The organism is Nonomuraea sp. NPDC050328 (genome assembly GCF_044459405.1).
Taxonomy (GTDB): Bacteria; Actinomycetota; Actinomycetes; order Streptosporangiales; family Streptosporangiaceae; genus Nonomuraea.
The window spans coordinates 855,672-878,578 of the sequence record NZ_JBITIW010000001.1 but is presented as its reverse complement, the minus strand read 5'-3'; the positions used below and the strand labels follow the sequence as shown (position 1 = coordinate 878,578).

22 protein-coding genes are annotated in these 22,907 nt (G+C 71.1%); 13 read left to right on the top strand and 9 right to left on the bottom strand.

The features are described from left to right. The first annotated feature begins 86 nt into the window (after nt 1-86). Both ACIBG7_RS03970 and ACIBG7_RS03965 read left to right on the top strand, forming a co-directional pair. Nucleotides 87-215 (top strand): hypothetical protein, encoded by a 129-nt coding sequence (locus ACIBG7_RS03970; RefSeq protein WP_397335107.1) that lies wholly within the window; start codon nt 87-89, stop codon nt 213-215. A gap of 42 nt (nt 216-257) precedes the next feature. Further along, nucleotides 258-1,304 carry a LacI family DNA-binding transcriptional regulator gene (locus tag ACIBG7_RS03965; RefSeq protein WP_397335106.1) on the top strand — a complete coding sequence of 349 codons (1,047 nt, stop codon included), beginning with the start codon at nt 258-260 and terminating at the stop codon, nt 1,302-1,304. A gap of 127 nt (nt 1,305-1,431) precedes the next feature. On the opposite strand, the gene ACIBG7_RS03960 is transcribed toward ACIBG7_RS03965, so the two are convergent. Next, nucleotides 1,432-1,944, bottom strand: coding sequence for a DUF5946 family protein (locus ACIBG7_RS03960; RefSeq protein ID WP_397335105.1), 513 nt, complete (start codon nt 1,942-1,944; stop codon nt 1,432-1,434). A 103-nt stretch (nt 1,945-2,047) separates the two neighbouring features. Between ACIBG7_RS03960 and ACIBG7_RS03955 the strand changes: the two genes are divergently transcribed. Both ACIBG7_RS03955 and ACIBG7_RS03950 read left to right on the top strand, forming a co-directional pair. Continuing rightward, entirely contained in the window at nt 2,048-2,428 is a 381-nt protein-coding gene (locus ACIBG7_RS03955) for a hypothetical protein (RefSeq protein ID WP_357916167.1), read from the top strand. A 109-nt stretch (nt 2,429-2,537) separates the two neighbouring features. After that, complete coding sequence (locus ACIBG7_RS03950) at nt 2,538-3,056, top strand: GNAT family N-acetyltransferase (RefSeq protein ID WP_397335104.1); 519 nt, start codon at nt 2,538-2,540, stop codon at nt 3,054-3,056. 264 nt (nt 3,057-3,320) lie between these two features. Here ACIBG7_RS03950 and ACIBG7_RS03945 read toward each other — a convergent pair whose 3' ends face one another. Both ACIBG7_RS03945 and ACIBG7_RS03940 read right to left on the bottom strand, forming a co-directional pair. Then, complete coding sequence (locus ACIBG7_RS03945; protein ID WP_357916173.1) at nt 3,321-4,181, bottom strand: MurR/RpiR family transcriptional regulator; 861 nt, start codon at nt 4,179-4,181, stop codon at nt 3,321-3,323. A 58-nt stretch (nt 4,182-4,239) separates the two neighbouring features. Then, on the bottom strand, nt 4,240-5,676 hold the full coding sequence (locus tag ACIBG7_RS03940) for a glycoside hydrolase family 3 protein (RefSeq protein ID WP_397335102.1): 1,437 nt from the start codon (nt 5,674-5,676) through the stop codon (nt 4,240-4,242). Between the two features lie 83 nt (nt 5,677-5,759). Between ACIBG7_RS03940 and ACIBG7_RS03935 the strand changes: the two genes are divergently transcribed. After that, the gene (locus ACIBG7_RS03935; protein ID WP_397335101.1) at nt 5,760-7,310 is read left to right on the top strand and encodes a glycoside hydrolase family 10 protein; all 1,551 of its coding nucleotides are present in this window, start codon (nt 5,760-5,762) and stop codon (nt 7,308-7,310) included. After that, complete coding sequence (locus ACIBG7_RS03930) at nt 7,311-8,399, top strand: anhydro-N-acetylmuramic acid kinase (protein WP_397335100.1); 1,089 nt, start codon at nt 7,311-7,313, stop codon at nt 8,397-8,399. Here the strand turns inward: ACIBG7_RS03930 and ACIBG7_RS03925 are convergent. After that, nucleotides 8,344-9,024 carry a polysaccharide deacetylase family protein gene (locus ACIBG7_RS03925; RefSeq protein WP_357916185.1) on the bottom strand — a complete coding sequence of 227 codons (681 nt, stop codon included), beginning with the start codon at nt 9,022-9,024 and terminating at the stop codon, nt 8,344-8,346. The two genes, ACIBG7_RS03930 and ACIBG7_RS03925, sit on opposite strands and share 56 nt — an antisense overlap. A 62-nt stretch (nt 9,025-9,086) precedes the next feature. Then, on the bottom strand, nt 9,087-9,731 hold the full coding sequence (locus ACIBG7_RS03920; RefSeq protein ID WP_357916188.1) for an FHA domain-containing protein: 645 nt from the start codon (nt 9,729-9,731) through the stop codon (nt 9,087-9,089). Between the two features lie 180 nt (nt 9,732-9,911). On the opposite strand from ACIBG7_RS03920, the gene ACIBG7_RS03915 reads away from it, so the two are divergent. Further along, nucleotides 9,912-11,030, top strand: coding sequence for a citrate/2-methylcitrate synthase (locus tag ACIBG7_RS03915; RefSeq protein WP_357916191.1), 1,119 nt, complete (start codon nt 9,912-9,914; stop codon nt 11,028-11,030). Continuing rightward, entirely contained in the window at nt 11,017-11,313 is a 297-nt protein-coding gene (locus ACIBG7_RS03910) for a DUF3017 domain-containing protein (protein WP_357916194.1), read from the top strand. Before ACIBG7_RS03915 ends, ACIBG7_RS03910 begins: the two co-directional genes overlap by 14 nt. Nucleotides 11,314-11,320: 7 nt before the next feature. On the opposite strand, the gene ACIBG7_RS03905 is transcribed toward ACIBG7_RS03910, so the two are convergent. Then, nucleotides 11,321-13,504: an NADP-dependent isocitrate dehydrogenase gene (locus ACIBG7_RS03905; RefSeq protein WP_397335099.1), complete on the bottom strand. Its 2,184-nt coding sequence runs from the start codon at nt 13,502-13,504 to the stop codon at nt 11,321-11,323. Nucleotides 13,505-13,626: 122 nt separating this feature from the next. Here ACIBG7_RS03905 and ACIBG7_RS03900 point away from each other — a divergent pair, with 122 nt between their 5' ends. Both ACIBG7_RS03900 and ACIBG7_RS03895 read left to right on the top strand, forming a co-directional pair. Next, nucleotides 13,627-14,376 (top strand): SAM-dependent methyltransferase, encoded by a 750-nt coding sequence (locus ACIBG7_RS03900; RefSeq protein ID WP_357916199.1) that lies wholly within the window; start codon nt 13,627-13,629, stop codon nt 14,374-14,376. Between the two features lie 61 nt (nt 14,377-14,437). Next, entirely contained in the window at nt 14,438-15,457 is a 1,020-nt protein-coding gene (locus ACIBG7_RS03895; RefSeq protein ID WP_397335098.1) for a polysaccharide deacetylase family protein, read from the top strand. Between the two features lie 32 nt (nt 15,458-15,489). Here the strand turns inward: ACIBG7_RS03895 and ACIBG7_RS03890 are convergent, their stop codons facing one another. Genes ACIBG7_RS03890 through ACIBG7_RS03880 form a run of 3 tightly spaced genes read right to left on the bottom strand, consistent with a single transcriptional unit; the run spans nt 15,490 to nt 18,956 of the window. Further along, nucleotides 15,490-16,590, bottom strand: coding sequence for a saccharopine dehydrogenase family protein (locus ACIBG7_RS03890; RefSeq protein WP_397335096.1), 1,101 nt, complete (start codon nt 16,588-16,590; stop codon nt 15,490-15,492). A gap of 12 nt (nt 16,591-16,602) precedes the next feature. Beyond that, nucleotides 16,603-17,469 carry a hypothetical protein gene (locus ACIBG7_RS03885; RefSeq protein WP_397335095.1) on the bottom strand — a complete coding sequence of 289 codons (867 nt, stop codon included), beginning with the start codon at nt 17,467-17,469 and terminating at the stop codon, nt 16,603-16,605. After that, nucleotides 17,466-18,956 carry a hypothetical protein gene (locus ACIBG7_RS03880; RefSeq protein WP_397335094.1) on the bottom strand — a complete coding sequence of 497 codons (1,491 nt, stop codon included), beginning with the start codon at nt 18,954-18,956 and terminating at the stop codon, nt 17,466-17,468. The genes ACIBG7_RS03885 and ACIBG7_RS03880 overlap by 4 nt, the downstream gene beginning before the upstream one ends. Nucleotides 18,957-19,022: 66 nt before the next feature. Between ACIBG7_RS03880 and ACIBG7_RS03875 the strand changes: the two genes are divergently transcribed. From ACIBG7_RS03875 to ACIBG7_RS03865, 3 genes are all read left to right on the top strand, one after another. Further along, on the top strand, nt 19,023-19,484 hold the full coding sequence (locus tag ACIBG7_RS03875) for a hypothetical protein (protein WP_397335093.1): 462 nt from the start codon (nt 19,023-19,025) through the stop codon (nt 19,482-19,484). A 71-nt stretch (nt 19,485-19,555) separates the two neighbouring features. Beyond that, nucleotides 19,556-21,565, top strand: coding sequence for a protein kinase (locus tag ACIBG7_RS03870; protein WP_397335092.1), 2,010 nt, complete (start codon nt 19,556-19,558; stop codon nt 21,563-21,565). 51 nt (nt 21,566-21,616) lie between these two features. Further along, nucleotides 21,617-22,591, top strand: coding sequence for a malate dehydrogenase (locus ACIBG7_RS03865; protein WP_357916220.1), 975 nt, complete (start codon nt 21,617-21,619; stop codon nt 22,589-22,591). Nucleotides 22,592-22,907: the final 316 nt, after the last annotated feature.

The following is a 22,907-nucleotide window of genomic DNA, read 5'->3' as shown; positions in this document are numbered from 1 at the left end:
TTGGAGCTCTGACGTTCACCGTCCGCCGGTTCATCCGCCCCCGCTGTCCATGGTCCGCCGGGGCTCCCGGCCCAGCCGGCCGCTCGATGCCGCCGTCGCCGCCTGGAACCACCACCTTCGCCGCCACCCCGCTGCTGGAGCACCCCATCTGTACCGCCTCCACCGCCTTCTCCAGCCCCGGCGGGCACCCCGGGCGCCGCCCCTCGCCCGCCTGACCTTCGCAAACCTGACAACGCTGTCATCCCCAGCCCGTTACCATGAGCAACAACAGCTCGCAGATAGGGATAACGTTGTCAGCCCTGCACCGCCGCCCGACCATGAAGGACGTGGCCGAGGCCGCCGGAGTGGCCCTCAAGACCGTCTCACGCGTCGTCAACGGCGAAACCACCGTCGCCCCCGACACGCTCGAACGCGTCCAGGAAGCCATCCGCCGCCTCGGCTACCGCCGCAACGAGGGCGCCCGCGAACTCCGCCAGGGCCGCACCCAGGCGATCGGTCTCGTCGTCCGCGACATCGCCGACCCCTTCTTCGCCGCCATCGGCCGGGCCGTCGAGCACCGCGCCGAGGAGGACGAACTGGTCGTCATGATCGGCTCCTCCCACGACGACCCCGCCCGCGAGCGCCAGGTCGCCCTGGGCTTCACCGCCCGCCGCCCCAACGGCCTCATCCTCGCCCCCATCGCCAAGCGCCAGGACTACCTGCTGCCCGACATCGCCGAGGGCCTGGCCATCTGCGCCGTCGACCGCCCCGCGCAGGGCATCGCCTGCGACGCCGTACTCAGTGACAACGCCGCCGGCATCCGCCTGGCCGTGGAGCACCTGCTCCACCACGGCCACCGCCGGATCGGCTACCTCGGCGACGACCCGGCCGTCTTCACCGCCCGCGAGCGGGTGGCCGGCTTCCGCGCCACCATGGCCGGGCACGACGTGCCCGTCAACGAGCACGAGGTACGGCTCGGCAGCCCGGGCCCCGACTTCGTCGCCGCCGCGCTCCGTACCATGTTCGACCCATCCGACCCGGTCACCGCCCTGGTCACCGGCAACAACCGCATCACCGCAGAGGTCCTCAAGCACCTCGCCGGCCGCCCCGAGCAGCCCGCCGTGGTCGCCTTCGACGACCTCGAACTCGCCGAACTGCTCCGCCCCGGCCTCACCGTCATCGCGCAGGACCCGGTCGCCATCGGCGACGCCGCCATGGACCTCCTCGCCAAGCGCCTCGCCGACCCGACCCGCGAACCCCGCGAACTCCGCATCCCAGTCCGCCTCATCCCTCGGGGCTCAGGAGAGGAACCCCCGACCAACTGAGCCCTCTGCCCCTACCAGCCACCCCTTCGCGCCCCCGCAGGTCCGCGCGGTCACCCCACCGGTCAGCGGGGCGGCGACGGCGAGCCGACCATTCAGCGGGTGGCGGTGGCGAGCCCGCCTCGACCGGTCAGCGTGGGGCGATGGCGAGCCACCCCTCGACCGTCGCCCGAGCGATGGCCTCGATCCGCCGCCCGTAAGCCTCATGCCCATCCGGCACCATGCTCCCGTCCTTGACCGGCAACTCGCAGAACGCGGCCCCGAACCCCGTCGGCCGCCCCTCCGGAAGCGCCGCGTATCCCTTCAACGGCTCCTCATCCCACCCCGCCCGAACCCGATGGTTGTTCCGCGCCACCTGATGCGCCGCCACCCGATGCAGCGCCTCCAACCCCTGGTCAAGAAAGAACTGCAACTGCCGGAACTGACTGTCCAGATACTTCGGATGCCCCTGATCCGGATGCTGCAACAGATAGGCACACACCACCGGCCCATGCCACCGGGACATCACCGGATCAAGATGCTCCTCAGACAAGATCGCGTGGTAGTACTCCACGCAAGCCCCCCGAGCCCCGCACTCACACCCAGCCCGCTCACCCTCACCCACAGCGTCCTCCTCCGCCACCCGTATCCGCGGGAAAGCCATCTCACCTAGTCCAGCCCCACCCGCCCACCCCGCGCAACCGAGAATCGACCGCTCCCCCCAAACTGCCCCGAACCACAACCCAACCCCACGCATCTCACCCATCATGAGACTCCCGTTGATCACCCTCGCCGCCGCCGCAACGCTCACCCTCACCGCCCTCCCGGCCGCCGCCGCCACCTCCTCCCAGCCAGCCGCCCCCGGCTGCAACCGCCCCGCCGTGTCCAACCTCGACCCCGGCTGGGGCGTCATGCGCGGCTCCTACAACCTCAAGAAGGGCCCGTACTCCGGCAAGCGCTGCGGCACCGTCACCAAACTCCACCAGGGCGCCGTCCTCCTCTTCTTCTGCTGGACCACCAACGAGTACGGCAAGATGTGGGTCCACACCGGCGTCAAGGGCACCTCCCTGCGCGGCTGGATGTCCCTGGACAACATCAAGGTCACCAAGACCTCCGGCATGCCCGACTGCGGCCTCGCCAAGCCCTAGCCGTACGGCCGGCCACCCGCCTCGCCAGCCCCAAGCCGTACGGCCGGCCTGCCGCCGGCCTTCCCACCTTCGACCGAAACGGCGAACCTCCGTCTGACAGGGTGCCCCCATGACCGACCGCGACCTGGACGACGGCGTGATCCGGCTACGGGAGTGGACCGACGAGGACGCCGCTTGGTACGCCGAGACCGTCCGCGACCCGCTCATCCAACGGTTCACGACCGACCCACCCACCCTGACCACCGCCGAGGTCCAGGCAGCGATCTTCCGCATGCGCGAGTCCGCCACCGAGGAGGGCTTCCTCATCTGCGACTTCACCACCGGCCACCGCCTGGGCAACATCGCCCTCCGCCACGACGGACAGGTCGGGGAGCTCTCCTACTGGGTAGCCCCCACCGCCCGCCACCGCGGCGTAGCCACCCGAGCCGTCAGGCTGTTCACCGCCTGGTCCTTCCGCGAGGTGGGTCTGAGGGAACTGTGGCTCCGCGCCCACCGCGACAACCTCCCCTCCCAACAGGTGGCCTTGAACGCCGGCTTCCACCGCGACCCCCAACGCGACAAGACCCACGAGGCCAAGGACGAACTGTGGCCAATGCTCGGCTACCGCCTACCCCATCCCACCCCGTAACCGAGCCCTCCCAGTACCGGACGGTGCCGTTCTCAAGCCCTCGAGACGTACGGCTGCCGAGCCGGCCAACCTCTGCCCGGCCAGCCATGAGCCCACGGCCAATCCTCAAAACACAGCCCCTCCGGAACCCGCCCCGCACTCGGGGGTCCGGGGGCCGGGAGGCCCCCGGCTAGGGGGTATGGGGGAGCTTGGCTCCCCCAGGAGAGGAGCCCAAGCCCGCACGCGCGAAGCGCGCCCCACCCGACGGCTCAAGCTTTTCGGGGGTCAGCGGCCGCGGAAGGTTTCGAGGGCTTCGCGGGTGGCCTTGAGGGCGGCTTCGGCGGTGTCGTAAGTGCGCTGGGCCAGTCCGACGAAGATGCAGTCCACGATGAGGAGCTGGCTGATCCGGCTGGCCAGCGCCCCAGGCCGGAAGGAGGTTTCCCGTCCGGCAGAGATGAGGGCGTGGTCGGACAGAAGGGCCAGCGAGGAGCGCGGATTGTTGGTGATGGCCACGATGAGCGCCCCGGCCTTCTTGGCGGTGCGGACGGGCACGAGGACGTCGGTGGTCTCGCCGCTGTAGCTGACGGCGACCACGACGTCGCCGGGCTGGAGGAGGGCGGCACTGGTGAGGGCCAGGTGGGCGTCGCTGAAGGGGCGGCTGGACAGGCCGATGCGCATGAGCTTCTGGGACAGGTCGGTGGCGACCAGGCCCGAAGTGCCGACGCCGTAGACGTCCACGCGGCGGGCGGTGGTGATGGCGGTGACGACGGCGCCCAGTTCGTCGGGGTCGAGCTGGGCGGCGGTGTCGGCCAGGGCGTCGGACTCGGCCCGGGTGACCTTGGCGATGACGTCGGTGAGGGGGTCGTCGGGGCCCAGGTCGCCGGGGACGAGGCGTTCGGGCTGGTCCCGGGCGACGGCGGCGGCCAGGGCGAAGCGGAGCTGGGAGTAGCCGGAGTAGCCCAGCGCCCGGGCGGTACGGACGATGGTGGCCTCGCTGGTGCCCGAGATGGCGCTGAACTCGGTGATCGTGCTGCGCACCACCACGCCGGGGTCGTCCAGGATGATCCGGGCGATGGACTGGGCGGCGGGCGTCAGGGAGGGGAGTACGGCACGCACCGCGCTCACCGGGTTGGCGGGTTCCGTCATGAGGTCTCCTTCGTCGACCTCGTGGCCGGGTCGCGGGGGGCGGTGGGGGTGGAACGGGTCATGTGGTGAGCCAGTCGGCGACCGCCTCGGCGCCGACGCGCGACAGGCCGTGGGTGGCGATGTAGGTGGCGCCGATGGGGTGGTCGGGGATGCCGGTCTCGACGACGATCGCGTCGGGGCGTTGGGTGACGAGGTCGGACAACGCCTGCCGTACCCACTCGTGGCGGGCGGTGTCGTGCACGAGGAGCACCACCGGGCGGTCGTCGAGGGTGGGGAGGGGGGCGCCCAGGGGGACGCGGAGGTGGTCGGTGCCGGGGAGGCGGGCGGCGAGGGCGACGGTGAGGCCGGTGGGGGTGCCTGGCTCGACGGCCTGGTTGTGGCGGGGGCTGATCTCGACGACCAGGGGTGGGGCGGCCAGACGGGTGGAGCCGGTGATCTCCAGGGCGGCCCGGGCGGCATAGGTCCCGGCAGGCTCGCCCTCCCCGGGAGTCACGGGAGGTCCACCGAGGGGGGCGGCGGGGCGGGGGTGCTTGGTCCACCAGGAGGCGAGGGCTTCGACGCGGGCGGCGGCTTCGGCGAGGCGTTCCTCGGGGAGTTCCCCGCTGCGGACGGCGGCGACGATGGCGTCGCGGAGGGCGTAGAGCTCGTCCTCGGTGACCAGCCCGGCGCAGATGGCGTCGGCGCCGGCGGCGAGGGCGCGGACGGCGATGTCGCCGGGGGAGTGCAGGGCGGCCACGGCGCGCATCTCGATGGCGTCGGTGACGAGCAGGCCGTCGAAGCCGAGCTGGTCGCGAAGGAGGCCGGTCAGGGTGGTACGGCTGAGCGTCGCCGGCCCCGAGGGATCAAGCGCCGGAATCAGCAAATGTCCGCACATGATGGCTTTTACGTCTGCGGCAATCGCCGCCTCGAAAGGAGCGATGTCGCGCTCGAGCAAGGTGTCCAAGGAAGCGTGCACGGTGGGCAAAGCAAGGTGCGAGTCGGTGACCGTGTCGCCATGCCCCGGAAAGTGCTTGGCGCAAGCCGCCACCCCCGCCCCCTGATGCCCCCGGATCCAGGCGGCCCCGTGCCGCGAGACCAGCGAGGCGGTGGGCCCGAAGGACCGAACGCCGATCACCGGGTTGGCCGGGTTGGCGTTGACGTCCACCGAGGGCGCGTAGTTGAGGGTGATGTCGCAGGCCGCGAGCATGGTGGCGATCTCCCGCCCGACCCGCTCGGTGAGCGCGAGGTCGTCCACCACGCCGAGGGCCCGGTTGCCGGGGAAGGAGCTGCCTTCGCGGGCTTCGAGCCGGGTGACCACGCCGCCTTCCTCGTCCACGGCGACGATCGTGTCCGGGTTGGCCGCCCGGATCTGGTCGACCAGTTCGCGCCGGGGCAGGTTGCGCGCGAACAGCACGACGCCGCCCAGCCCCTGGTCCAGCGCATGGCGCAGCCAGTCGGGCGCGGTGGTGCCGTCGAATCCGGGTTGCAGGACGGTCAGGGCCAGCCGGCTCAGCATGACATTTTCCTTCATCAATATTGATCGGAAGGTAATTTTCTGTCATCGTCACCCTCGATGACAACACCCCCCAGGAGTTCACGATGAGCGCGCCCTCCCGACGCACCGTACTCCGCGGCCTCGCCCTCGCCGCCGCGGCCACCGCCGTTCCGTTCTCCGCGACCCAGGCGAGCGCAGAGAGGGCGGCCTGGACGCCGCCGCTGCGCCAGATGCGCGGCATGTGGATCGCCTCGGTGCTCAACATCAACTGGCCGTCGAAGCCGGGACTGACCGTCGACGAGCAGAAGGCGGAGTACCTGGCCTGGCTCGACCTGGCCGAACAGCGCAAGCTGAACTCGATCTTCCTGCAGATCCGGCCCACCGCCGACGCCTTCTGGCCCTCGCCGTACGAGCCGTGGTCGCAGTACATCACCGGCACGCAGGGCCAGGACCCGGGCTACGACCCGCTGGGCTTCGCCGTGGAGGAGACGCACAAGCGCGGCCTGTCGCTGCACGCGTGGTTCAACCCCTACCGCGTCTCGATGCAGGCCGACCCGAACAAGCTGCACCCCGACCACCCGGGCCGCAAGAACCCGACGTGGATCCTGCCGTTCGGCGGCAAGCTCTACTACAACCCGGGCATGCCCGAGGTGCGCAAGTTCTGCCAGGACGCGATGATGCACGCCATCGAGAACTACGACCTCGACGGCCTGCACTTCGACGACTACTTCTACCCGACCAACTCCACCGCCTTCAACGACGCCGAGGCGTTCGCGAAGTACGGGGCGGGCTTCCCGGACCTGGCGGCCTGGCGGCGCAACAACGTCGACCTCATGGTCCAGGAGATGCAGCAGCGCGTGCTGGCCTCCAAGCCGGAGATCGCGTGGGGCATCAGCCCGAGCGGCATCTGGCGCAACAAGGGCACCGACCCGCTCGGCTCGGACACCAACGGCGGCCAGTCGTACGACAACCTGCACGCCGACACCCGCGGCTGGGTGAAGAAGGGCTGGCTCGACTACATCGCGCCGCAGCTCTACTGGTACATCGGCCAGCCGCCGGCCGACTACGCCAAGCTGGTGCCGTGGTGGTCCGACGTGGCCGACGGCACGGGCACGCTGCTGTGGATCGGCCAGGCCGCCTACAAGGCGGGCGACCCGGCGCAGGCGCCGCAGTGGCAGGACCCGAAGGAGCTGTCCAAGCACCTCACGCTCAACCAGAGCCACCCGCAGATCACCGGCGACATCTGGTTCAGCGCCGGTGACGTGCGCGCCGACCGGCTCACCTCGATCACCACGGCCGTGGCCGACCACTACCAGCGGCCGGCGCTGTCGCCGGTGCTGCCGCGGCTCGCCTCGGGCCGGCGTCCGCACCGCGCGGTCGTCGCCCAGGCCCGCACCACGTCGGGCGGCGTCGAGGTGAAGGTGGTGGCCACGGGCCCGCAGGAGCCGTTCCAGTTCGCCGTCTTCCGCTTCGACTCCCGGCCCTCCGCCGAGCAGTTCGAGAACGCCGCCAACCTGGTCGCGGTGCTCCCGGGCGACCGGCACATCACGTGGACCGACCCGGAGGGCAAGCGCGGGCAGTACTACTACGCGCTCGCCGTCGACCGCGCCAACCGGGTGAGCCGGCCCAGCAACGGACACCGGGTGATCTTCTAGATGCGCGTCCTCGGCCTGATCTCGGGCACCTCCCACGACGGGATCGACAGTGCCGTCGTGGACTGGTCACTGGACAACGGCGTCCTGACCGGGGTGGTCGAGCAGGCCGGGGAGCTGCCCTACCCGCCCGAGCTGCGGGCCCGCATCCTGCGGGCGCTGCCGCCGGGCCGGGTGGACCTGGCGGAGGTCTGCGCGCTCGACACCCTGATCGGGCAGGCCTTCGCCGAGGCGGCCGTCCAGGCCGCCGAAGGCCGGGACGTCGACCTCATCTGCTCGCACGGGCAGACGCTGTTCCACTGGGTCGAGGACGGGCGCGTGTACGGCACGCTCCAGCTCGGCCAGCCGGCGTGGATCGCCGAGCGCACCGGCACGCCGGTCGTCTCCGACGTGCGGGCTCGCGACGTCGCCGCCGGCGGCCAGGGCGCGCCGCTGGTCTCCTACCTCGACCTCCTCATGCTGCCGCCCCGCTGGGGCGCGCTGAACATCGGCGGCATCGCCAACCTCACCGTGCGGGACGCCGCCCTGGCGTATGACACCGGGCCCGGGTGCGCGCTCATCGACGCGGCGGCTCCGCCGTACGACCGGGACGGGGCGCTCGGGGCGGCGGGGGAGGTACGGCAGGACCTGCTGGCCAAGCTGCTGGAGGAGCCGTACTACCGGCTGGAGCCGCCCAAGAGCACCGGCAAGGAGCTGTTCACCCCCGACTACCTGCCGACCGGGCTGCCGCAGGCGGACCTGGTCGCGACGCTCACCGCGCTGACCGCCGAGACGGTGGCCGCGGAGGTCAGGCGGCACGACCTGGCCGGCGTCGTCGTCTCGGGCGGCGGTGCGCGGAACCCCACGCTGATGGGGATGCTCCGCGACCGGGTGAGCGCCGAGGTGACGGTGAGCCCGTTCGCCGACGAGAAGGAGGCGATCGCCTTCTCGCTGTTCGGCTGGCTGACCGCGCACGGGCTGCCGGCCACCGTGCCCAGTTGCACGGGCGCGTCCGGCCCGCGCGTCCTGGGCACGATCACCCCGGGCGCGGGACCGCTCAGGATTCCGGAGCCGGTAGCGGAGGCACCAGTCCGCGCAGTTCTGACACGGTGACCAGGCGGTAGCCGCGCTTCTGCAGCGCCTTGATCACCTTGGGCATCGCGTCCACGGTGGTCTTGTGGATGTCGTGGGCGAGCACCACCTCGCCCCGGCCGGTCTGCTTGAGGATGCGCCCGGCCACCCGCCGGGCGTCGCGGACCAGCCAGTCCTGCGGGTCGACGTCCCACAGCACCTGGACGAGGCCCATCTCCCGCATCACGCCACGCACCTTCGCGTTGGTCGCCCCGTACGGCGGGCGGGCCAGCGTCACGCGCGCTCCGGCCGCCTCGATGTCCGGGATCGGGCCGTGCAGTTCCTTCTTCACCCGGGTGGCCGACAACCTGGTCAGATCCGGGTGGTTCTGGGTGTGCGTGCCGATCTCGTGGCCCTCCTGGACCATCCGCCGCAGCAGCCGGTGGTTGCCGCGGGTGTTCTGCCCGGTCACGAAGAACGTGGCGCGGGCGCCGTGCTTCTCCAGCAGGTCGAGCAGCCGGCCGGTGTGCACGCTGGGACCGTCGTCGAACGTGAGCGCCACGCACTTGTCGACCTTGCAGTCCACGCGCTTCTTGACGGTCGCGTGCGCTGCCGAGCCGTACAGGAAAACGGCAGCGCAAAGCGTTCCGGCGACCAGCAGTCGCATTCATTACCCCCAGTAGGAATCCCGCCCCTACTGGTGTGATGCGCGCAAGTCCCGAAAGGTTCTCAGGAAGCGCGACGTCCTACCGGTTGCGACTCCGGGGTCGCGCCCGCCGAGCGCTGCGGCGGCACCACGGGGGTCGGCCGCACCAGCCCCAGCGCCACGACCTCGTTGGCCAGGCGCGTGCGCCGGTTGGTGCCCTCCGGGATGCGGAACTTCTGGTAGAGCCGCAGCAGGTGCTGCTTGACGGCGGCCTCGGTGACGACGAGGTCGTCGGCGATCTCCCGTGCGGTGGCCGGCGCGACGAAGGCCTCGTCCGAGAGGGCGGGCCGGCAGAGCGAGGTGAGCACGTCCACCTCGCGCCTGGTCAGCTCGGGAGCGGCGGCCCGGCGCAGCTCCACCTCGGGCGCGAAGTCCTCGCGCGGGATGCCGTTGACCCGGCAGCGGGCCGCGCCGAAGGAGACGACGTCGCCGTCGTCGAGGACCCTCCGGGCGATCGGCCTGCCGTTCACCCGCGTGCCGTTGCGGGACAGGCCCAGGTCAACGACGTACAGGTAGGGTCCGCGGCGCACGAACTCGGCGTGGAGCCGAGACACGCTCGGGTCGGTGAGCCGGATGTCCACCCCCCGGCCCCTCCCGACCGTCGTGATCTCGGGGCGCAACGGGACCACGTCGCCGGTGTCCTCGATGCGAATGAAGGGCCCCTCCACGGCGGTTCCTCCTTGGGAAGGCTGCCATTACTTTCGCTACAGCTCCGGCTTACCCAGACGGGGCGATGGGGAATCGCCTTTGCCATAAGGAGAATCCCGCGTGAAATTGGCGTGGGGCGTCTCCGTCGGTTTTGCCTGCTCACCGGTAGACTTCGAGCGAGATAAGCGGAGGATCCACTTATGGCGGACAAGCCCACCAAAGGCCTCGCCGATGTCGTCGCCGCGTCCACCGCGCTGAGCGACATCGACGGGAAGGCCGGTCGCCTCTTCTACCGCGGATACGACATCCACGATCTGGGCGGCCGCGCGAGCTTCGAAGAGACCGCCTACCTGCTGCAGCGCGGCAAGCTGCCCACCAGGCAGGACCTGGCCGGATACGGCGAGGAACTGGTGCGCGGCCGCGAGCTGGGCGCGCTGGTAGCGCAGAACGTCGAGGAGATCGCCGAGAAGCAGAAGCCCATGGAGGCGCTGCGCTCGCTGGTCTCGCTCGCCGGGGCCGACGACCCCGACAAGGACTCCATCGAGCCGGACGCCAACCTGCGCAAGGCGGCCCGGCTGGTGGCCCAGCAACCCCTGCTGGTCGCGCGCTACCACGCCGCGCGCAACGGCCGTGCCGTACCCGATCCCGACCCCGAGCTGAGCATCGCGGGCAACTTCCTGCTGCAGGTGACCGGCCGCCGGCCGGAACCGCGGCACGTCGAGCTGTTCGACGAGTGCCTGGTGCTGCACGCCGACCACACGATGAACGCCTCGACCTTCGCCGCCCGCGTCTGCGCGGCGACGCTCTCGGACATGCACTCGGCGATCGTCGCGGCCATCGGCACGCTCAAGGGCCCGCTGCACGGCGGCGCCAACGAGCAGGTCATGAAGACGCTGGAGTCCATCGAGGAAGGCCGCGTCGCCGAGACGGTCCGGGAGAAGCTCGCCGCCGGCGAGAAGATCATGGGCTTCGGTCACCGCGTCTACAAGACCGAGGACCCGCGGGCCACCCACCTGCGCCGGATGTCGGAGGAACTGTCGGCCTCAGGCGACCCGAAGTATTACCGTATGTCGAAGGAAATGGAGGAGGTCGTCTTCGAGACGAAGGGCCTCTACCCCAACGTCGACTTCTACGCTGCCTCGGTCTACCACTACCTCGGCATCCCGACGGACCTGTTCACGCCGGTCTTCTCGGTCAGCCGGATGTCGGGCTGGACGGCCCACGTGATCGAGCAACACGCGGACAACCGCCTGATCAGGCCGGACAGCGAGTACATCGGCGAGCGAGACCAGAAGTGGAAGCCTATTGACGAGCGATGAGACCTGGGGCCCGTACCCGCTGGTGACGGCGGGTGCGGGCGTCGCCCTGCTCGGGATCTTCTTCGTGGACGCCGAGTGGGGCGCGTTCGCCCTCGGCTCGGTGCTCCTCGTCGCCGCCGCGCTGCGCTTCGCGGGGTACGGCGGGCAACTGGCGGTCCGGAGCCGGCGCGCGGACATGATCGTGACGAGCCTGCTCGGCGCCGGCCTCGTGGGCGTGGCCCTGTTCATGGAGTTCGGCCACGTGCTGAAGCCCGCCCTGCTGAAGCTGCTGGGCGGGCCCTGAACAGCGGTTACAGGCCGGCGAGCGCCTGGTTGAAGGTCTTCGACGGGCGCATCACGGCCTCGGCCTTGGCCGGGTCGGGCTGGTAGTAGCCGCCGAGGTCGACGGGGGAGCCCTGCACGGCGAGCAGCTCGCCGGCGATGGTCTCCTCCTGCTCGGCCAGCGTCTTGGCCAGCGCGCTGAAGGCCTGGGCCAGCTCGGCGTCGTCGTTCTGCGCGGCCAGCTCCTGGGCCCAGTAGAGGGCCACGTAGAAGTGGCTGCCGCGGTTGTCGATGCTGCCGAGCTTGCGGGCCGGCGACTTGTTCTCGTTGAGCAGCGTCGCGGTCGCCCGGTCGAGGGTGTCGGCCAGGATCTGCGCGCGGGCGTTGCCGGTGCTCTGCGCGAGGTGCTCGAAGCTGACCGCGAGCGCCAGGAACTCGCCCAGGCTGTCCCAGCGCAGGTAGTTCTCCTTGACGAGCTGCTGCACGTGCTTGGGCGCCGAGCCGCCGGCGCCGGTCTCGAACAGGCCGCCGCCGTTCATCAGCGGGACCACCGAGAGCATCTTGGCGCTGGTGCCCAGCTCCAGGATCGGGAACAGGTCGGTCAGGTAGTCGCGCAGCACGTTGCCGGTGACCGAGATGGTGTTCTCGCCGCGGCGGATGCGCTCCAGGGAGACCTTGATCGCCTCGACCGGGGCCAGCACGCGGAGGTCGAGACCCTCGGTGTCGTGCTGCGGCAGGTAGGCGTCGATCTTCTTGATCAGGCTGGCGTCGTGCGCGCGCTCGGCGTCGAGCCAGAAGACCGCGGGGTCGCCGGTCGCGCGGGCGCGGGTGACGGCCAGCTTGATCCAGTCCTGGACGGGGGCGTCCTTGGTCTGGCACATGCGCCAGATGTCGCCCTTGCCGACCTCGTGCTCGAAGAGCACGTTGCCGTCCTGGTCGCTGACGCGGACCACGCCGGCGGCCGGGATCTCGAAGGTCTTGTCGTGGCTGCCGTACTCCTCGGCCTTCTGCGCCATGAGGCCGACGTTGGGCACCGAGCCCATGGTCGCCGGGTCGTAGGCGCCGTTGGCGCGGCAGTCGTCGAGGACGACCTGGTAGATGCCGGCGTAGCTGCTGTCGGGGATGACGGCGAGGGTGTCGGCCTCGTTGCCGTCGGGGCCCCACATGTGACCCGACTGGCGGATCATGGCCGGCATCGAGGCGTCGACGATGATGTCGCTCGGCACGTGCAGGTTGGTGATGCCGCGGTCGGAGTCGACCATCGCCAGCGCAGGGCCCTCGGCGAGCTCGGCCTCGAAGGAGGCCTTGACCTCGTCGCTCGCGTCCTTGAGGATGCCGCCCAGGCCGTCGTTGGGGTTGAGCTGCGAGCCGTACTTCGCGAAGGTCTTCGGGAAGAAGGCGCGCACGACGTGACCGAAGATGATCGGGTCGGAGACCTTCATCATGGTGGCCTTGAGGTGCACGCTGAACAGCACGCCCTCCTCCTTGGCCCGGGCGACCTGCGCCTTGAGGAACTCCTGGAGGGCGGCGACGCGCATCACGGCGGCGTCGACGATCTCGCCCTCCTGCACCTTGACCGGCTCGCGCAGCGCGCTGGTCCCCTCGGGGGTGACCAGCTCGATGCTGAGGGCGCCGGCCCGCTCGACGATCGCCGACTGCTCGGTGGAGCGGAAGTCGTCGGCGGTCATGTGGGCGACGTTGGTCTTGGAGTCGGCGCTCCACTTGCCCATGCGGTGCGGGTGGGCCTTGGCGTAGGCCTTCACGCTGGCGGGGGCGCGGCGGTCGGAGTTGCCCTCGCGCAGGACCGGGTTGACCGCGCTGCCCTTGACCTTGTCGTAGCGGGCGCGGATGTCGCGCTCCTCGTCGGTCTGCGGGTTCTCCGGGTAGTCCGGCAGGTCGTAGCCCTGCTCGCGCAGCTCGGCGACGGCCGCCTTGAGCTGCGGGATGCTCGCGGAGATGTTGGGCAGCTTGATGATGTTCGCCTCGGGCGTCTTGGCGAGCTCACCCAGCTCGGCCAGCGCGTCGCCGATGCGCTGCTCCTCGGTCAGCCGCTCGGGGAAACTGGCGATGATCCGCCCAGCCAGGGAGATGTCGCGGCTCTCCACCCGCACCCCGGCAGTGGAGGCATACGCCTGGATCACAGGCAGGAACGAGTACGTCGCCAGGGCAGGGGCCTCGTCGGTATGCGTGTAAATGATGGTCGAATCAGTCACGGGATTTCCGCTCCACGTATGCGAGATTGCTTGACATCAAGATATCCGGTGGCGGGCTTCGCTGCGACAGCCCGGTATTCGATCATTTGCGGCTAGGCTCCCGAGTGAGACGAGGAGGCGCAGTGGAGATCGACTTCACGACCCCCAGCGTGGCCCGCATGTACGACTACTACCTCGGTGGCAAGGACCACCTGGAGGTGGACCGAGTCGCGGCCGAGCAGGTCCTGGAGACCTTCCCCGAGATCAAGACCATGGCGCGGGAGAACCGCGCCTTCCTGGGACGGGCCGTCCGCGTGATGCGCGAGGCCGGGATCGACCAGTTCCTCGACCTCGGCACCGGCCTGCCCGCCGCGGGCAACGTGCACGAGATCGCCGGCCCCGAGGCGAAGGTCGTCTACGTCGACCACGACCCGGTCGTGGCCGCGCACGGCCGCGCCCTGCTGGAGAACACCGGCGCGGTCCTGCTCCAGGAGGACGTACGGCAGGCGAAGACGGTCCTGGCGGAGGCCGCCCGGCACCTCGACTTCGACCGCCCGGTCGGCGTGCTGTTCATCGCGATCCTGCACTTCCTGCCCGAAGGCGCCCACGACCTGGTCGCGACCTTCCGCGAGCGGCTCGCCCCCGGCAGCTTCCTGGCCCTGACCCACGGCACCTGGGACGAGGAGGGCGACTACGACGGGGTGAACGTCTACAAGCGGACCAACGCCCCGCTCAGCGTCCGCACCCGCAAGGAGATCCTCGACTTCTTCGGCGACTTCGAGGTGCTCGAACCCGGCCTGGTGGACGTGCCGCAGTGGCGGCCGGAACTGCCCGAGCTGGCCGCCCAGATCGAGCGGCTGGGTCTGTCGGCCGGAGTCGCCCGCAAGCCGTAAGTGATCTATGGGGTAGCTCTGGGTAGAACCTCCGGCACATGGAGTAGTCGGGGGGTCTCTCATGCGCGCACGGATCATGATCGTGGCCGTCGCCCTGGTGAGCGGATGCAGTTCACAGGTGGCGACACAGGCGGTTCCGCAACAGGACGCGGCGAAGGTCAAACAGGCCAAGGACGCGGCGGCGGCGAAGGCCGCTGCCGCCGCCGCGGCGAAGGTGAAGGCGAACGAGCTCGGGCAGATCCCGGTGCTCATGTATCACAGGATCGTCGACAAGCCGGGCAGTGACGACGACCGCACGCCGGCCAAGTTCAGGGCCGACCTGGACCGGCTGGCCGCCGACGGGTACGTGCCCATCACCGCGGCCGAGTACGTCACCGGGAAGATCGACATCCCGGCCGGCAAGCACCCGGTGGTGCTGACCTTCGACGACTCCTCGCCCTCCCAGCTCACGCTGGACGAGATGGGCGTGCCGAAGAAGGACACCGCCGTCGCCATCCTGCGCGAGGCGGCCGCCAAGCACCCCGGCTTCCGGCCGGTGGCGACCTTCTACGTGACCCGGGACATGTTCGGCAAGACCACCAGGGAGGAACAGGCCCAGACGCTGCTGTGGCTCAAGGACAACGGGTTCGACATCGGCAACCACACGCTCGACCACGTCAACCTGCGCACCCGCTCCCAGGACGAGGTGTCCAAGCAGCTCGGCTCGATCGGCAAGATGGTCGGCGACCTGGTGTCACACAAGCCGGTCACGCTGGCGCTGCCGTACGGCAACCAGCCGCGCAAGCAGGCGTGGGCGCAGAAGGGCGACGGCTACGAGCACCAGGGCGTCTTCCTCGCCGGCTACACCCCGGCGCAGGCGCCTTTCAGCAAGAGCTACGACGCGCTCAACATCCCGCGGATCAAGGCGATGGACAAGAAGGGCGACTGCTCGCAGTTCTGCTCGACGGCGTGGCTCGACTGGCTCAAGGCCAACCCGGACATGCGCTACACCTCGGACGGCAACCCGGCGACGGTGGCCTTCCCCAAGTTCAAGGCGCCGTTCCTGCGCAAGACCTTCACCACCAAGGCCCTGGCCTACTAGCCCTGAGCCTGGACCTCGGCCGGGGTCCAGGCTCAGGTGAAGTGGATCCCGGCGGCGCGCAGGCGCTCGATCAGCGGCTCGCCCATCGCCGACGCGGTGGTGAGCTGCCCCGCGCGCTCCGGGGTCCGGTCGAAGGCCAGGCACAACGCCGACTCGGCGAGCATCTTCGCCGTCTCGTCGTAGCCCGCGTCGCCGCCGGACACCCGCGTCACCACCCGCTCGCCGCCGCCCCGGCCGACCAGCGTGGCCTCGAACCAGTGCCGGGCCCGCTGCTCGGGCGACGGCCCGGTGCCGCGCGGCAACCGCTTGGCCAGCCACTCCCGCGCCGGCGGCACCTGAGCCAGCGCCGCCACGCCGGCCGCGCCCGCCACCGCGGCCACCGCCTGCGGCAGCCGCTTGACCGCGTAGTACTGCCGGTAGGCGAAGTCCGGCCCGTACCGGTCCAGCAGCCGCGCCGACCGGCCCACGATCCGCACGTCGATCGTCGGCATCGGCAGCGCCCAGCCGCCCACGTGCCGCACCCCGCCGGGCCGCGAGCTCACCCGCCGGCCCTCCGGCACCGGATCGGCCGCCTTGCGCTGCCCGTGCGCCTCCACCATCTGCGGCACCCGCGACATCATCGCCAGCGCCGAGGCGAACGTCCCGCCCGACGCGCCCAGCTTGCCGCGCAGGAACCCGTCGATCCTGATCGGCACGCCCTCCGGCAGCCGGTTCACCGTGTTCAGGACGCCCAGGTCCCACGGGATCGAGTCGAACCCGCACGCGTGCACCAGCTTGGCCCCCGTGCTCGCCGCCAGCGCGTCGTAGCGCAGGTACATCCAGTCCACGAACTCCGGCTCGCCGGTCAGGTCCACGTAGTGCGTCCCCGCCTCCGCGCAGGCCCTCACCAGCGGCTCGCCGTACTCCAGGTACGGCCCCACCGTCGTGGCCACCACCCGGGTACGGCGAGCCAGCTCCCCGGGCTCCCGCGCGTCCGCCACCAGCACCGGCACCCCGAGCCCCAGCGCCTCCAGCTTCCCCCGATCTCGCCCGGCCACCGCCCACCGCACCTCAGGCCCAGCGGCCTTGGCCAGGTAGCGAGCGGTCAGGGCTCCGGTGAACCCGGTGGCGCCGAAGAGCACGATGTCGAACACCTGGCCAGGATGTCACTGGTAGTCGTTCAGGACCAGGGTGCCCGGCGCGGCCTCGTCGGGTCCGAAGGGCGTGCTCGTCCCGGTCGCCGGATCGAGCACCCAATAGCGGGTGGACCGGAGGACGACCAGCCGCGAGTGATCCAGCCAGCCCGCGACCTCGTCGGCCTGGAAGGTGTGGAGGACCTTGCCGGTGGCCGGATCGAGCACCACACCGGGAGCCGCCGCCCGCCGGCCGTCGGGGGAGATGCGGAGCGGTCCGGCGAGGCCGGACGGGATGGGCGTGGCTCCCATCCGCTTTCCGTCCGGCGAGTACTCGATCAGCTCGGCCCAGTGGAGGCGGCCGGGCTCGGCGGACCGGCGGGCGACGGTCAGCAGCACGCCGCGGCTCGTCCAGCCGTGGAAGACCGGGTCGGCGCCGACCTTGACCCTGCGGGAGCGCCCGCCGGCGACGGGCCGGAGGGTGAGCACCCTCCCGTAGAGGTGGGCCAGCGTCGTGCCGTCCGGGGAGACCGCGACTTTCCCGGACGGGTGCTCGCTCTTCTTGCCGCTGGTCAGGTCGTGCACGACGACCACACCCTGCTCCCACAACCCGACGAGGGCGAAGCGGCCGCTCAGCCGCAGGGAGTCGCCGCCGCCCGGCAGGGCCCAGTGGCGAGCCGCCGTGTCCGCCAGCCGCCAGGTCAGGCAGTCCCTGTCGATGAAGCCGTCCAGGCAACCGGGGCGGTAGCCGTACCGGATGGGGCCGGCCTGCCGGTCGAGCTCGGCGACCTGGGACGTGCGCCGGCCCGGGGCGGGATCGCGGCCGGCGTCGGCGAGCGGGAGCAGGGACCAGGCCGCCGCGGCGGCGAGCAGCAGGGCGAGGACGAGGCGGCGGATCATGAGCGGATCTCGCGGTGCACGGTGTGGCGGGCGTAGTCGGCCGGCGCCCGCGAGAGCTTCCCGGAGGCCAGATCGAGGATGCGCAGGGTGTACCAGTCGCTGATGAGAGCGCGGTCCGGGCCGTCCCAGCCCCGGAAGTCGACCGAGGCGCCGGTGTCGAGCCGGTGCCGTGCGCGGACCTTGCCGGTGGCGACCTCCATCTGGGCGGCGTCGCCCCACCGGGTCAGCACGAACACCTCCTTGCCGCCGGGTATCAGCCAGGCGGGCTGGGACGGGTCGAAGGGCGCACGGGACACCACCCGGCCCTGGAAGTCGTAGGCGACGAGCTCGCCGTCGAGCGTGGTGCGCGGCGCGGTGAGGCCGACGACGGCCCGGTCGCTCAGGCCGACGACGCGCACGAGGCCGGGGATGGGCAGCTCCTTGCCCGAGGTCAGATCGATCAGGTGGCCGGTGGTGGCGAGGTGCCGTCCGTCGGGCGAGAAGGCGGGCTCGCCGTCGCCCGGCAGGTCGCGAGCCGTGTCCTTGAGGAAGTCCCGTAGGACGAGGCGGCCGGTCGTCCGGTCCCGGTAGACCACGGCGGTTCCGTCCGGGTGGATCACGAAGGGGTCGGCGTCGGCCTCCGGCAGCGGGCGCCCGCCGTCCAGGACCCAGTGGGTGCAGCCGGCGTCCGAGCAGGCCTGGCGGGTGGCGTACTGCACGCCCATGTGGACCTGGGCGCCGGGCGCGGGCGGGATCAGCGCCACCGCCGGTGCGAGGACCAGGCCGGCGCTCGCCGGGATCCACCAGGGCCGCGAGCTCGGGCGGCCGGTCGCCGGGCGGGTGCCGATGAACAGCGCGACGAGCGAGAGCGCCGAGGCCGCGATGCCCAGGGCGGGTCCCAGCGGAGCCGCGCCGAGCGCCAGCCACACCGTGCTCACCCCGCCTCCGGTGGCCAGCACCTGGGCCGAACGGGCGCGGACGGCGGTCTCGTCGACGTACTCGTGCGCGGTGTGCAGGCGGCTCAGCAGGGACAGTACGGCGAGCAGCACCGCCAGCGCGGCGAACGCGCCGAGCCGGGCCGTGAGCTCCGCCGGGTCGAGGATGACCACGCGGACGAGGAGGCCCACGGTGACACCGAGGCAGACCGACCAGAAGGCGGTGGCGGCGGGCGAGAGCAGGGCCACCCGCGCGGGCGGCGTCCTCGGCCTCGCGCGAGCCAGGCGGTGTTCGGCCACCAGAACCCCGGCGAACCAGCCGAGCAGCAGTGGTGAGGCGTAGATCCCGAACTGCAGCGCGGAGACGACCGCGCCCGCCGTCAGCCCGACGCCGCGCCACAGCCGCGTGACGCGGAGGTAGTGCCAGACGCCGGGGGAGAAGAAGCCGGGCGGCAATCGCTGGAGCCTGGCGAAGCGCGCCAGGCGGGCGGGCTGCGGCTGATCCGGCTCGCTCTGCACCCACAGCAGTCCTGCGGCGGTTCCTACCACGAGTACCGCCGCTTCGTAGATCACGGGGGTTACGGTAGCAACGGCATAGTTTGTCGATCTAGCACGCCGAATTTCCGGATCGGAGCGGGAGTGCGGGAGAAGCGGTACGCGCGGTGGACGGTCGCGGGGCTGGCGCTGGCGGCTGTGGTCGCCGTCATGCCCTGGGTCAAGGGGCTGGTCGTGCCCCAGCTCTCCGTCGAACTGGTGCGGGAAGGGCCGGGCATGACGTGGGACACCGGCCAGCTCCTGCAGGTGGACGTGCGAGTGCGCAACGACGGCCCCCTGCCCGTCGAGCTGACCGCGGTCGGGAACTCGCTCACGGAGTTTCGCCTGCTGAACGCCGACTTCCCGGCCCGCATCGGTCCCGGCGAGGTGGTCGACGTCGGCCTCCGTTACGCCGGGCCCCACTGCCGGAAGTCCAGGCGGGTGCCGTTCCGCCTTGCGGCGACCGTCGGAACCTGGTGGGGAAGCACCACGATCGAAGCGAAGCCGGGCGAGGACGGCTCGGCGCTGTCGGCTTCGTCGGAGAACTGTGACGTCTCGAAGCGTTAACGAGTCCCTGTGAACTTCCTGAGCGTCGTAAAGTTTGCCTCGTCAGGCTTTGTGCAACGTGGGGATGACGAATGCCGCAGATCGCGCCGCTGGTGGCGAGCGATCCCGCAGAGCTGGGATCGTTCCGGCTGACCGGGCGCATCGGCGAAGGCGGCCAAGGGATCGTCTATCTGGGCGAGACCGCGCAAGGGGAGCGCGCGGCGATCAAGTTGCTGCACGTGAAGTTCACGGGTGACGCGATCGCCAGGTCGAGGTTCGCGCGGGAGTTGAAGGCCGCCCAGCGGGTGGGGTCGTTCTGCACGGCCGGGGTGATGGAGGCCGACCTCGAAGGGGACACGCCGTACATCGCCAGCGAGTACATCGACGGGCGGCCGCTGCGGGAGATCGTCGAGACCGACGGGCCGCTGCGCGGCAGGCAACTGGAGATGCTCGCGATCGGCACGGCGACGGCGCTGGTGGCGATCCACCAGGCGTCGATCGTGCACCGCGACTTCAAGCCGGACAACGTGCTGATCGCGGCGGACGGACCGCGGGTGGTGGACTTCGGGATCGCCCGGATCATCGACTCGACGGGCACGATCACGAGCCGGGCGATCGGGACGCCGGCCTACATGGCGCCGGAGCAGATCTCCGGCGACGAGGTCGGCCCGTACACCGACGTGTTCGCCTGGGGCGCGACGATCGCGTACGCGGCGACCGGGCAGGCGGTGTTCGAGGGCGGGTCGATCGCGGTCGTGCTGAACCGCATCCTCAACCACGAGGTCGACGTCAGCGCCATGCCCGAGCCGTTGCGCGGCGCCGTACGGGACGCGCTGGCCAAGGAGGCGGATCGGCGGCCGACGGCGGACCAGATCCTGCTGCGGCTGCTGGGCCGGCCGGACGCGGCCGGGGCGTCGAAGGCGGTGCTGAGCCAGGCCGCGGTGCTGGTCAGCGACGACACCGCGCCGTTCCCCCGGCAGCGGGCGACCGTGGCCGAGCCGACGGCGCCCCAGGGCTCCACCGCTCAGGGCCCGGCGTCCCCCTCGCCGGGGCCGACGACCCCGGGGGCCACGTTCCAGGAGCCCGCGGCCCCGCCGCAGCCGGCCCACGTGCAGTCGCTGCTGGACGTGCCCGTGCCGGCGGACCCGGCGACGGAGCGGTCGCAGTGGCCGGCGCAGGCGCCCGTCACGCGCCGCAGGAAGGGCCCGTGGATCGGGCTCGGCCTGGTCCTGGCGCTGGTGGCGGCGGCCGTGGTGGCACTGGCGATGAACGGCGGGCTGCCGCTGATGTTCGGCGCCGAGGCGGGCGAGCAGCCCACGCAGGAGCCGACCACGGGCGGCAAGGGCGGAAAGATCCCGGCCGCGCTGGCCGACCGGGTGGCGAAGACCGGGAAGATCGTGATCGGCGTCAAGGCCGACCTGCCCGGCCTCAGCCTGGAGGACCCGAAGTCGGGCACCTTCACCGGCATGGAGGTCGAACTCGCCCGCCGCATCGCCACCGAACTCGGCGCCACGCCCGAAGGCATCACCTTCGTGCCGGTCGCCCGCGCCGAACGCGCCAAGATGCTGGCCCGGGGCGACGTCGACATGGTGATCGCCACCTTCGTGCCGGACAAGAGCGAGCTCACCTTCGCCGGGCCGTACTACCTGGCCCACCACGACGTGCTCGTGCGCGCGGAAGGCGAGATCAGCGAACTGCGCGACCTGGAGGGCAAGAACCTCTGCAACCCCAACAACAGCCCCTCGGTCTACAGCGTGCAGAGCCGGCTCAAGGGCGTGAAGCTGATCCCCGGCCGCGACTACGCCGACTGCATGGACCTGCTGCGCGCCGGCACCGTGCACGCCGTACCGGGCGAGGACCTCCTGCTGGCCGGTTTCGCCCAGCGGGAGGCGATCCAGTACGAGGTGCTGGGCCTGCGGCTGACCAACGAGCCCTACACCGTGGCCCTGCCGAAGAACGACGCGCGCACCTGCCGGGCCGTCCAGGGCATCATCGCCGGGCTCTACCGCGACGGCGAGATGGGCAAGCTGCTGAAGCAGTACTTCAACCGGGTGCGATTCGATCCCGAGGACAGGCAACCCACCCTGACCCCGTGCGGCTGACGGGCGGTAACATCCAACCGCAACCATCCATCCGCGAACGAGGGGACGCCCATGGGCACGCCCGTCAAGGTAACCGTCACCGGAGCCGCCGGCCAGATCGGCTATGCGCTGCTGTTCCGCATCGCCTCGGGTCAGCTCCTGGGAGCCGATGTCCCGGTCAAGCTGAGCCTGCTTGAGGTTCCCCAGGCGGTCAAGGCGGCCGAGGGCACCGCCATGGAGCTGGACGACTGCGCCTTCCCGCTGCTGTCCGGCATCGAGATCACCGACGACGCCAACGTCGCCTTCGACGGCGCCAACGTGGCGCTCCTCGTCGGCGCGATGCCGCGCAAGGCCGGCATGGAGCGCGGCGACCTGCTCTCCGCCAACGGCGGCATCTTCAAGCCGCAGGGCAAGGCGATCAACGACCACGCCGCGAGCGACATCCGCGTCCTGGTCGTCGGCAACCCCGCCAACACCAACGCCCTGATCGCGCAGCAGCACGCTCCCGACGTGCCCGCCGACCGCTTCACCGCGATGACCCGCCTCGACCACAACCGCGCGCTCTCCCAGCTCGCGGCCAAGCTCCAGGTGCCGGTCGCCGAGATCAAGAACATGACCATCTGGGGGAACCACTCCTCCACCCAGTACCCCGACCTGTTCCACACCGAGGTCGGCGGCAAGATCGCCGCCGAGCAGGTGGACGAGGCCTGGTACCGCGACACCTTCATCCCCACCGTCGCCAAGCGTGGCGCGGCGATCATCGACGCCCGTGGCGCCTCCTCGGCCGCCTCCGCGGCCAACGCGGCGATCGACCACGTGTACGACTGGGTCAACGGCACCGACTGGACCTCCGTGTCGCTGCCTTCCGACGGGTCGTACGGCGTGCCTGAGGGGCTGGTGTCGTCGTTCCCGTGCCGGTCTGTGGGTGGGAAGTGGGAGATCATCCAGGGGCTGGAGATCAACGAGTTCTCCCGTCAGCGGATCGACGCCTCGGTGGCCGAGCTGGCCGAGGAGCGGGACGCGGTGCGCGAGCTGGGGCTCATCTAGCCCCCTTTCGTACCCTCGCACTCAACTGAACGGGACGCCCGGCACGCAGCCGGACGTCCCGTCTTTTCATCTCCTTACCGCCCAGGCACCTTCGCCGACCCCCCTCTCCCACCGCACAGGGTCATGCCCCGCCGTACCCACATCTCGCCGCATTGGGAGGGAGGACCGGTGGACGCCCCTGTGCAGCGGCCAGCCCCCGCCCACCTATGCGGCGAGATGCGGGTACGGCGGTGCATGACCCTGTGCGGCGGCCAGCCGCCGACCACCTGTGCGGCGGGGTGTGGGTATGGCGGGGCGTGATCCTGTGCGGCGGCCA

Coding starts and splice junctions, on each gene's coding strand:
- ACIBG7_RS03970 (WP_397335107.1), top strand. CDS start 87: ATGCCGCCGTCGCCGCCTGGAACCACCACCTTCGCCGCCACCCCGCTG.
- ACIBG7_RS03965 (WP_397335106.1), top strand. CDS start 258: ATGAGCAACAACAGCTCGCAGATAGGGATAACGTTGTCAGCCCTGCAC.
- ACIBG7_RS03960 (WP_397335105.1), bottom strand. CDS start 1,944: ATGGCTTTCCCGCGGATACGGGTGGCGGAGGAGGACGCTGTGGGTGAG.
- ACIBG7_RS03955 (WP_357916167.1), top strand. CDS start 2,048: ATGAGACTCCCGTTGATCACCCTCGCCGCCGCCGCAACGCTCACCCTC.
- ACIBG7_RS03950 (WP_397335104.1), top strand. CDS start 2,538: ATGACCGACCGCGACCTGGACGACGGCGTGATCCGGCTACGGGAGTGG.
- ACIBG7_RS03945 (WP_357916173.1), bottom strand. CDS start 4,181: ATGACGGAACCCGCCAACCCGGTGAGCGCGGTGCGTGCCGTACTCCCC.
- ACIBG7_RS03940 (WP_397335102.1), bottom strand. CDS start 5,676: ATGCTGAGCCGGCTGGCCCTGACCGTCCTGCAACCCGGATTCGACGGC.
- ACIBG7_RS03935 (WP_397335101.1), top strand. CDS start 5,760: ATGAGCGCGCCCTCCCGACGCACCGTACTCCGCGGCCTCGCCCTCGCC.
- ACIBG7_RS03930 (WP_397335100.1), top strand. CDS start 7,311: ATGCGCGTCCTCGGCCTGATCTCGGGCACCTCCCACGACGGGATCGAC.
- ACIBG7_RS03925 (WP_357916185.1), bottom strand. CDS start 9,024: ATGCGACTGCTGGTCGCCGGAACGCTTTGCGCTGCCGTTTTCCTGTAC.
- ACIBG7_RS03915 (WP_357916191.1), top strand. CDS start 9,912: ATGGCGGACAAGCCCACCAAAGGCCTCGCCGATGTCGTCGCCGCGTCC.
- ACIBG7_RS03895 (WP_397335098.1), top strand. CDS start 14,438: ATGCGCGCACGGATCATGATCGTGGCCGTCGCCCTGGTGAGCGGATGC.
- ACIBG7_RS03885 (WP_397335095.1), bottom strand. CDS start 17,469: ATGATCCGCCGCCTCGTCCTCGCCCTGCTGCTCGCCGCCGCGGCGGCC.
- ACIBG7_RS03870 (WP_397335092.1), top strand. CDS start 19,556: ATGCCGCAGATCGCGCCGCTGGTGGCGAGCGATCCCGCAGAGCTGGGA.
- ACIBG7_RS03865 (WP_357916220.1), top strand. CDS start 21,617: ATGGGCACGCCCGTCAAGGTAACCGTCACCGGAGCCGCCGGCCAGATC.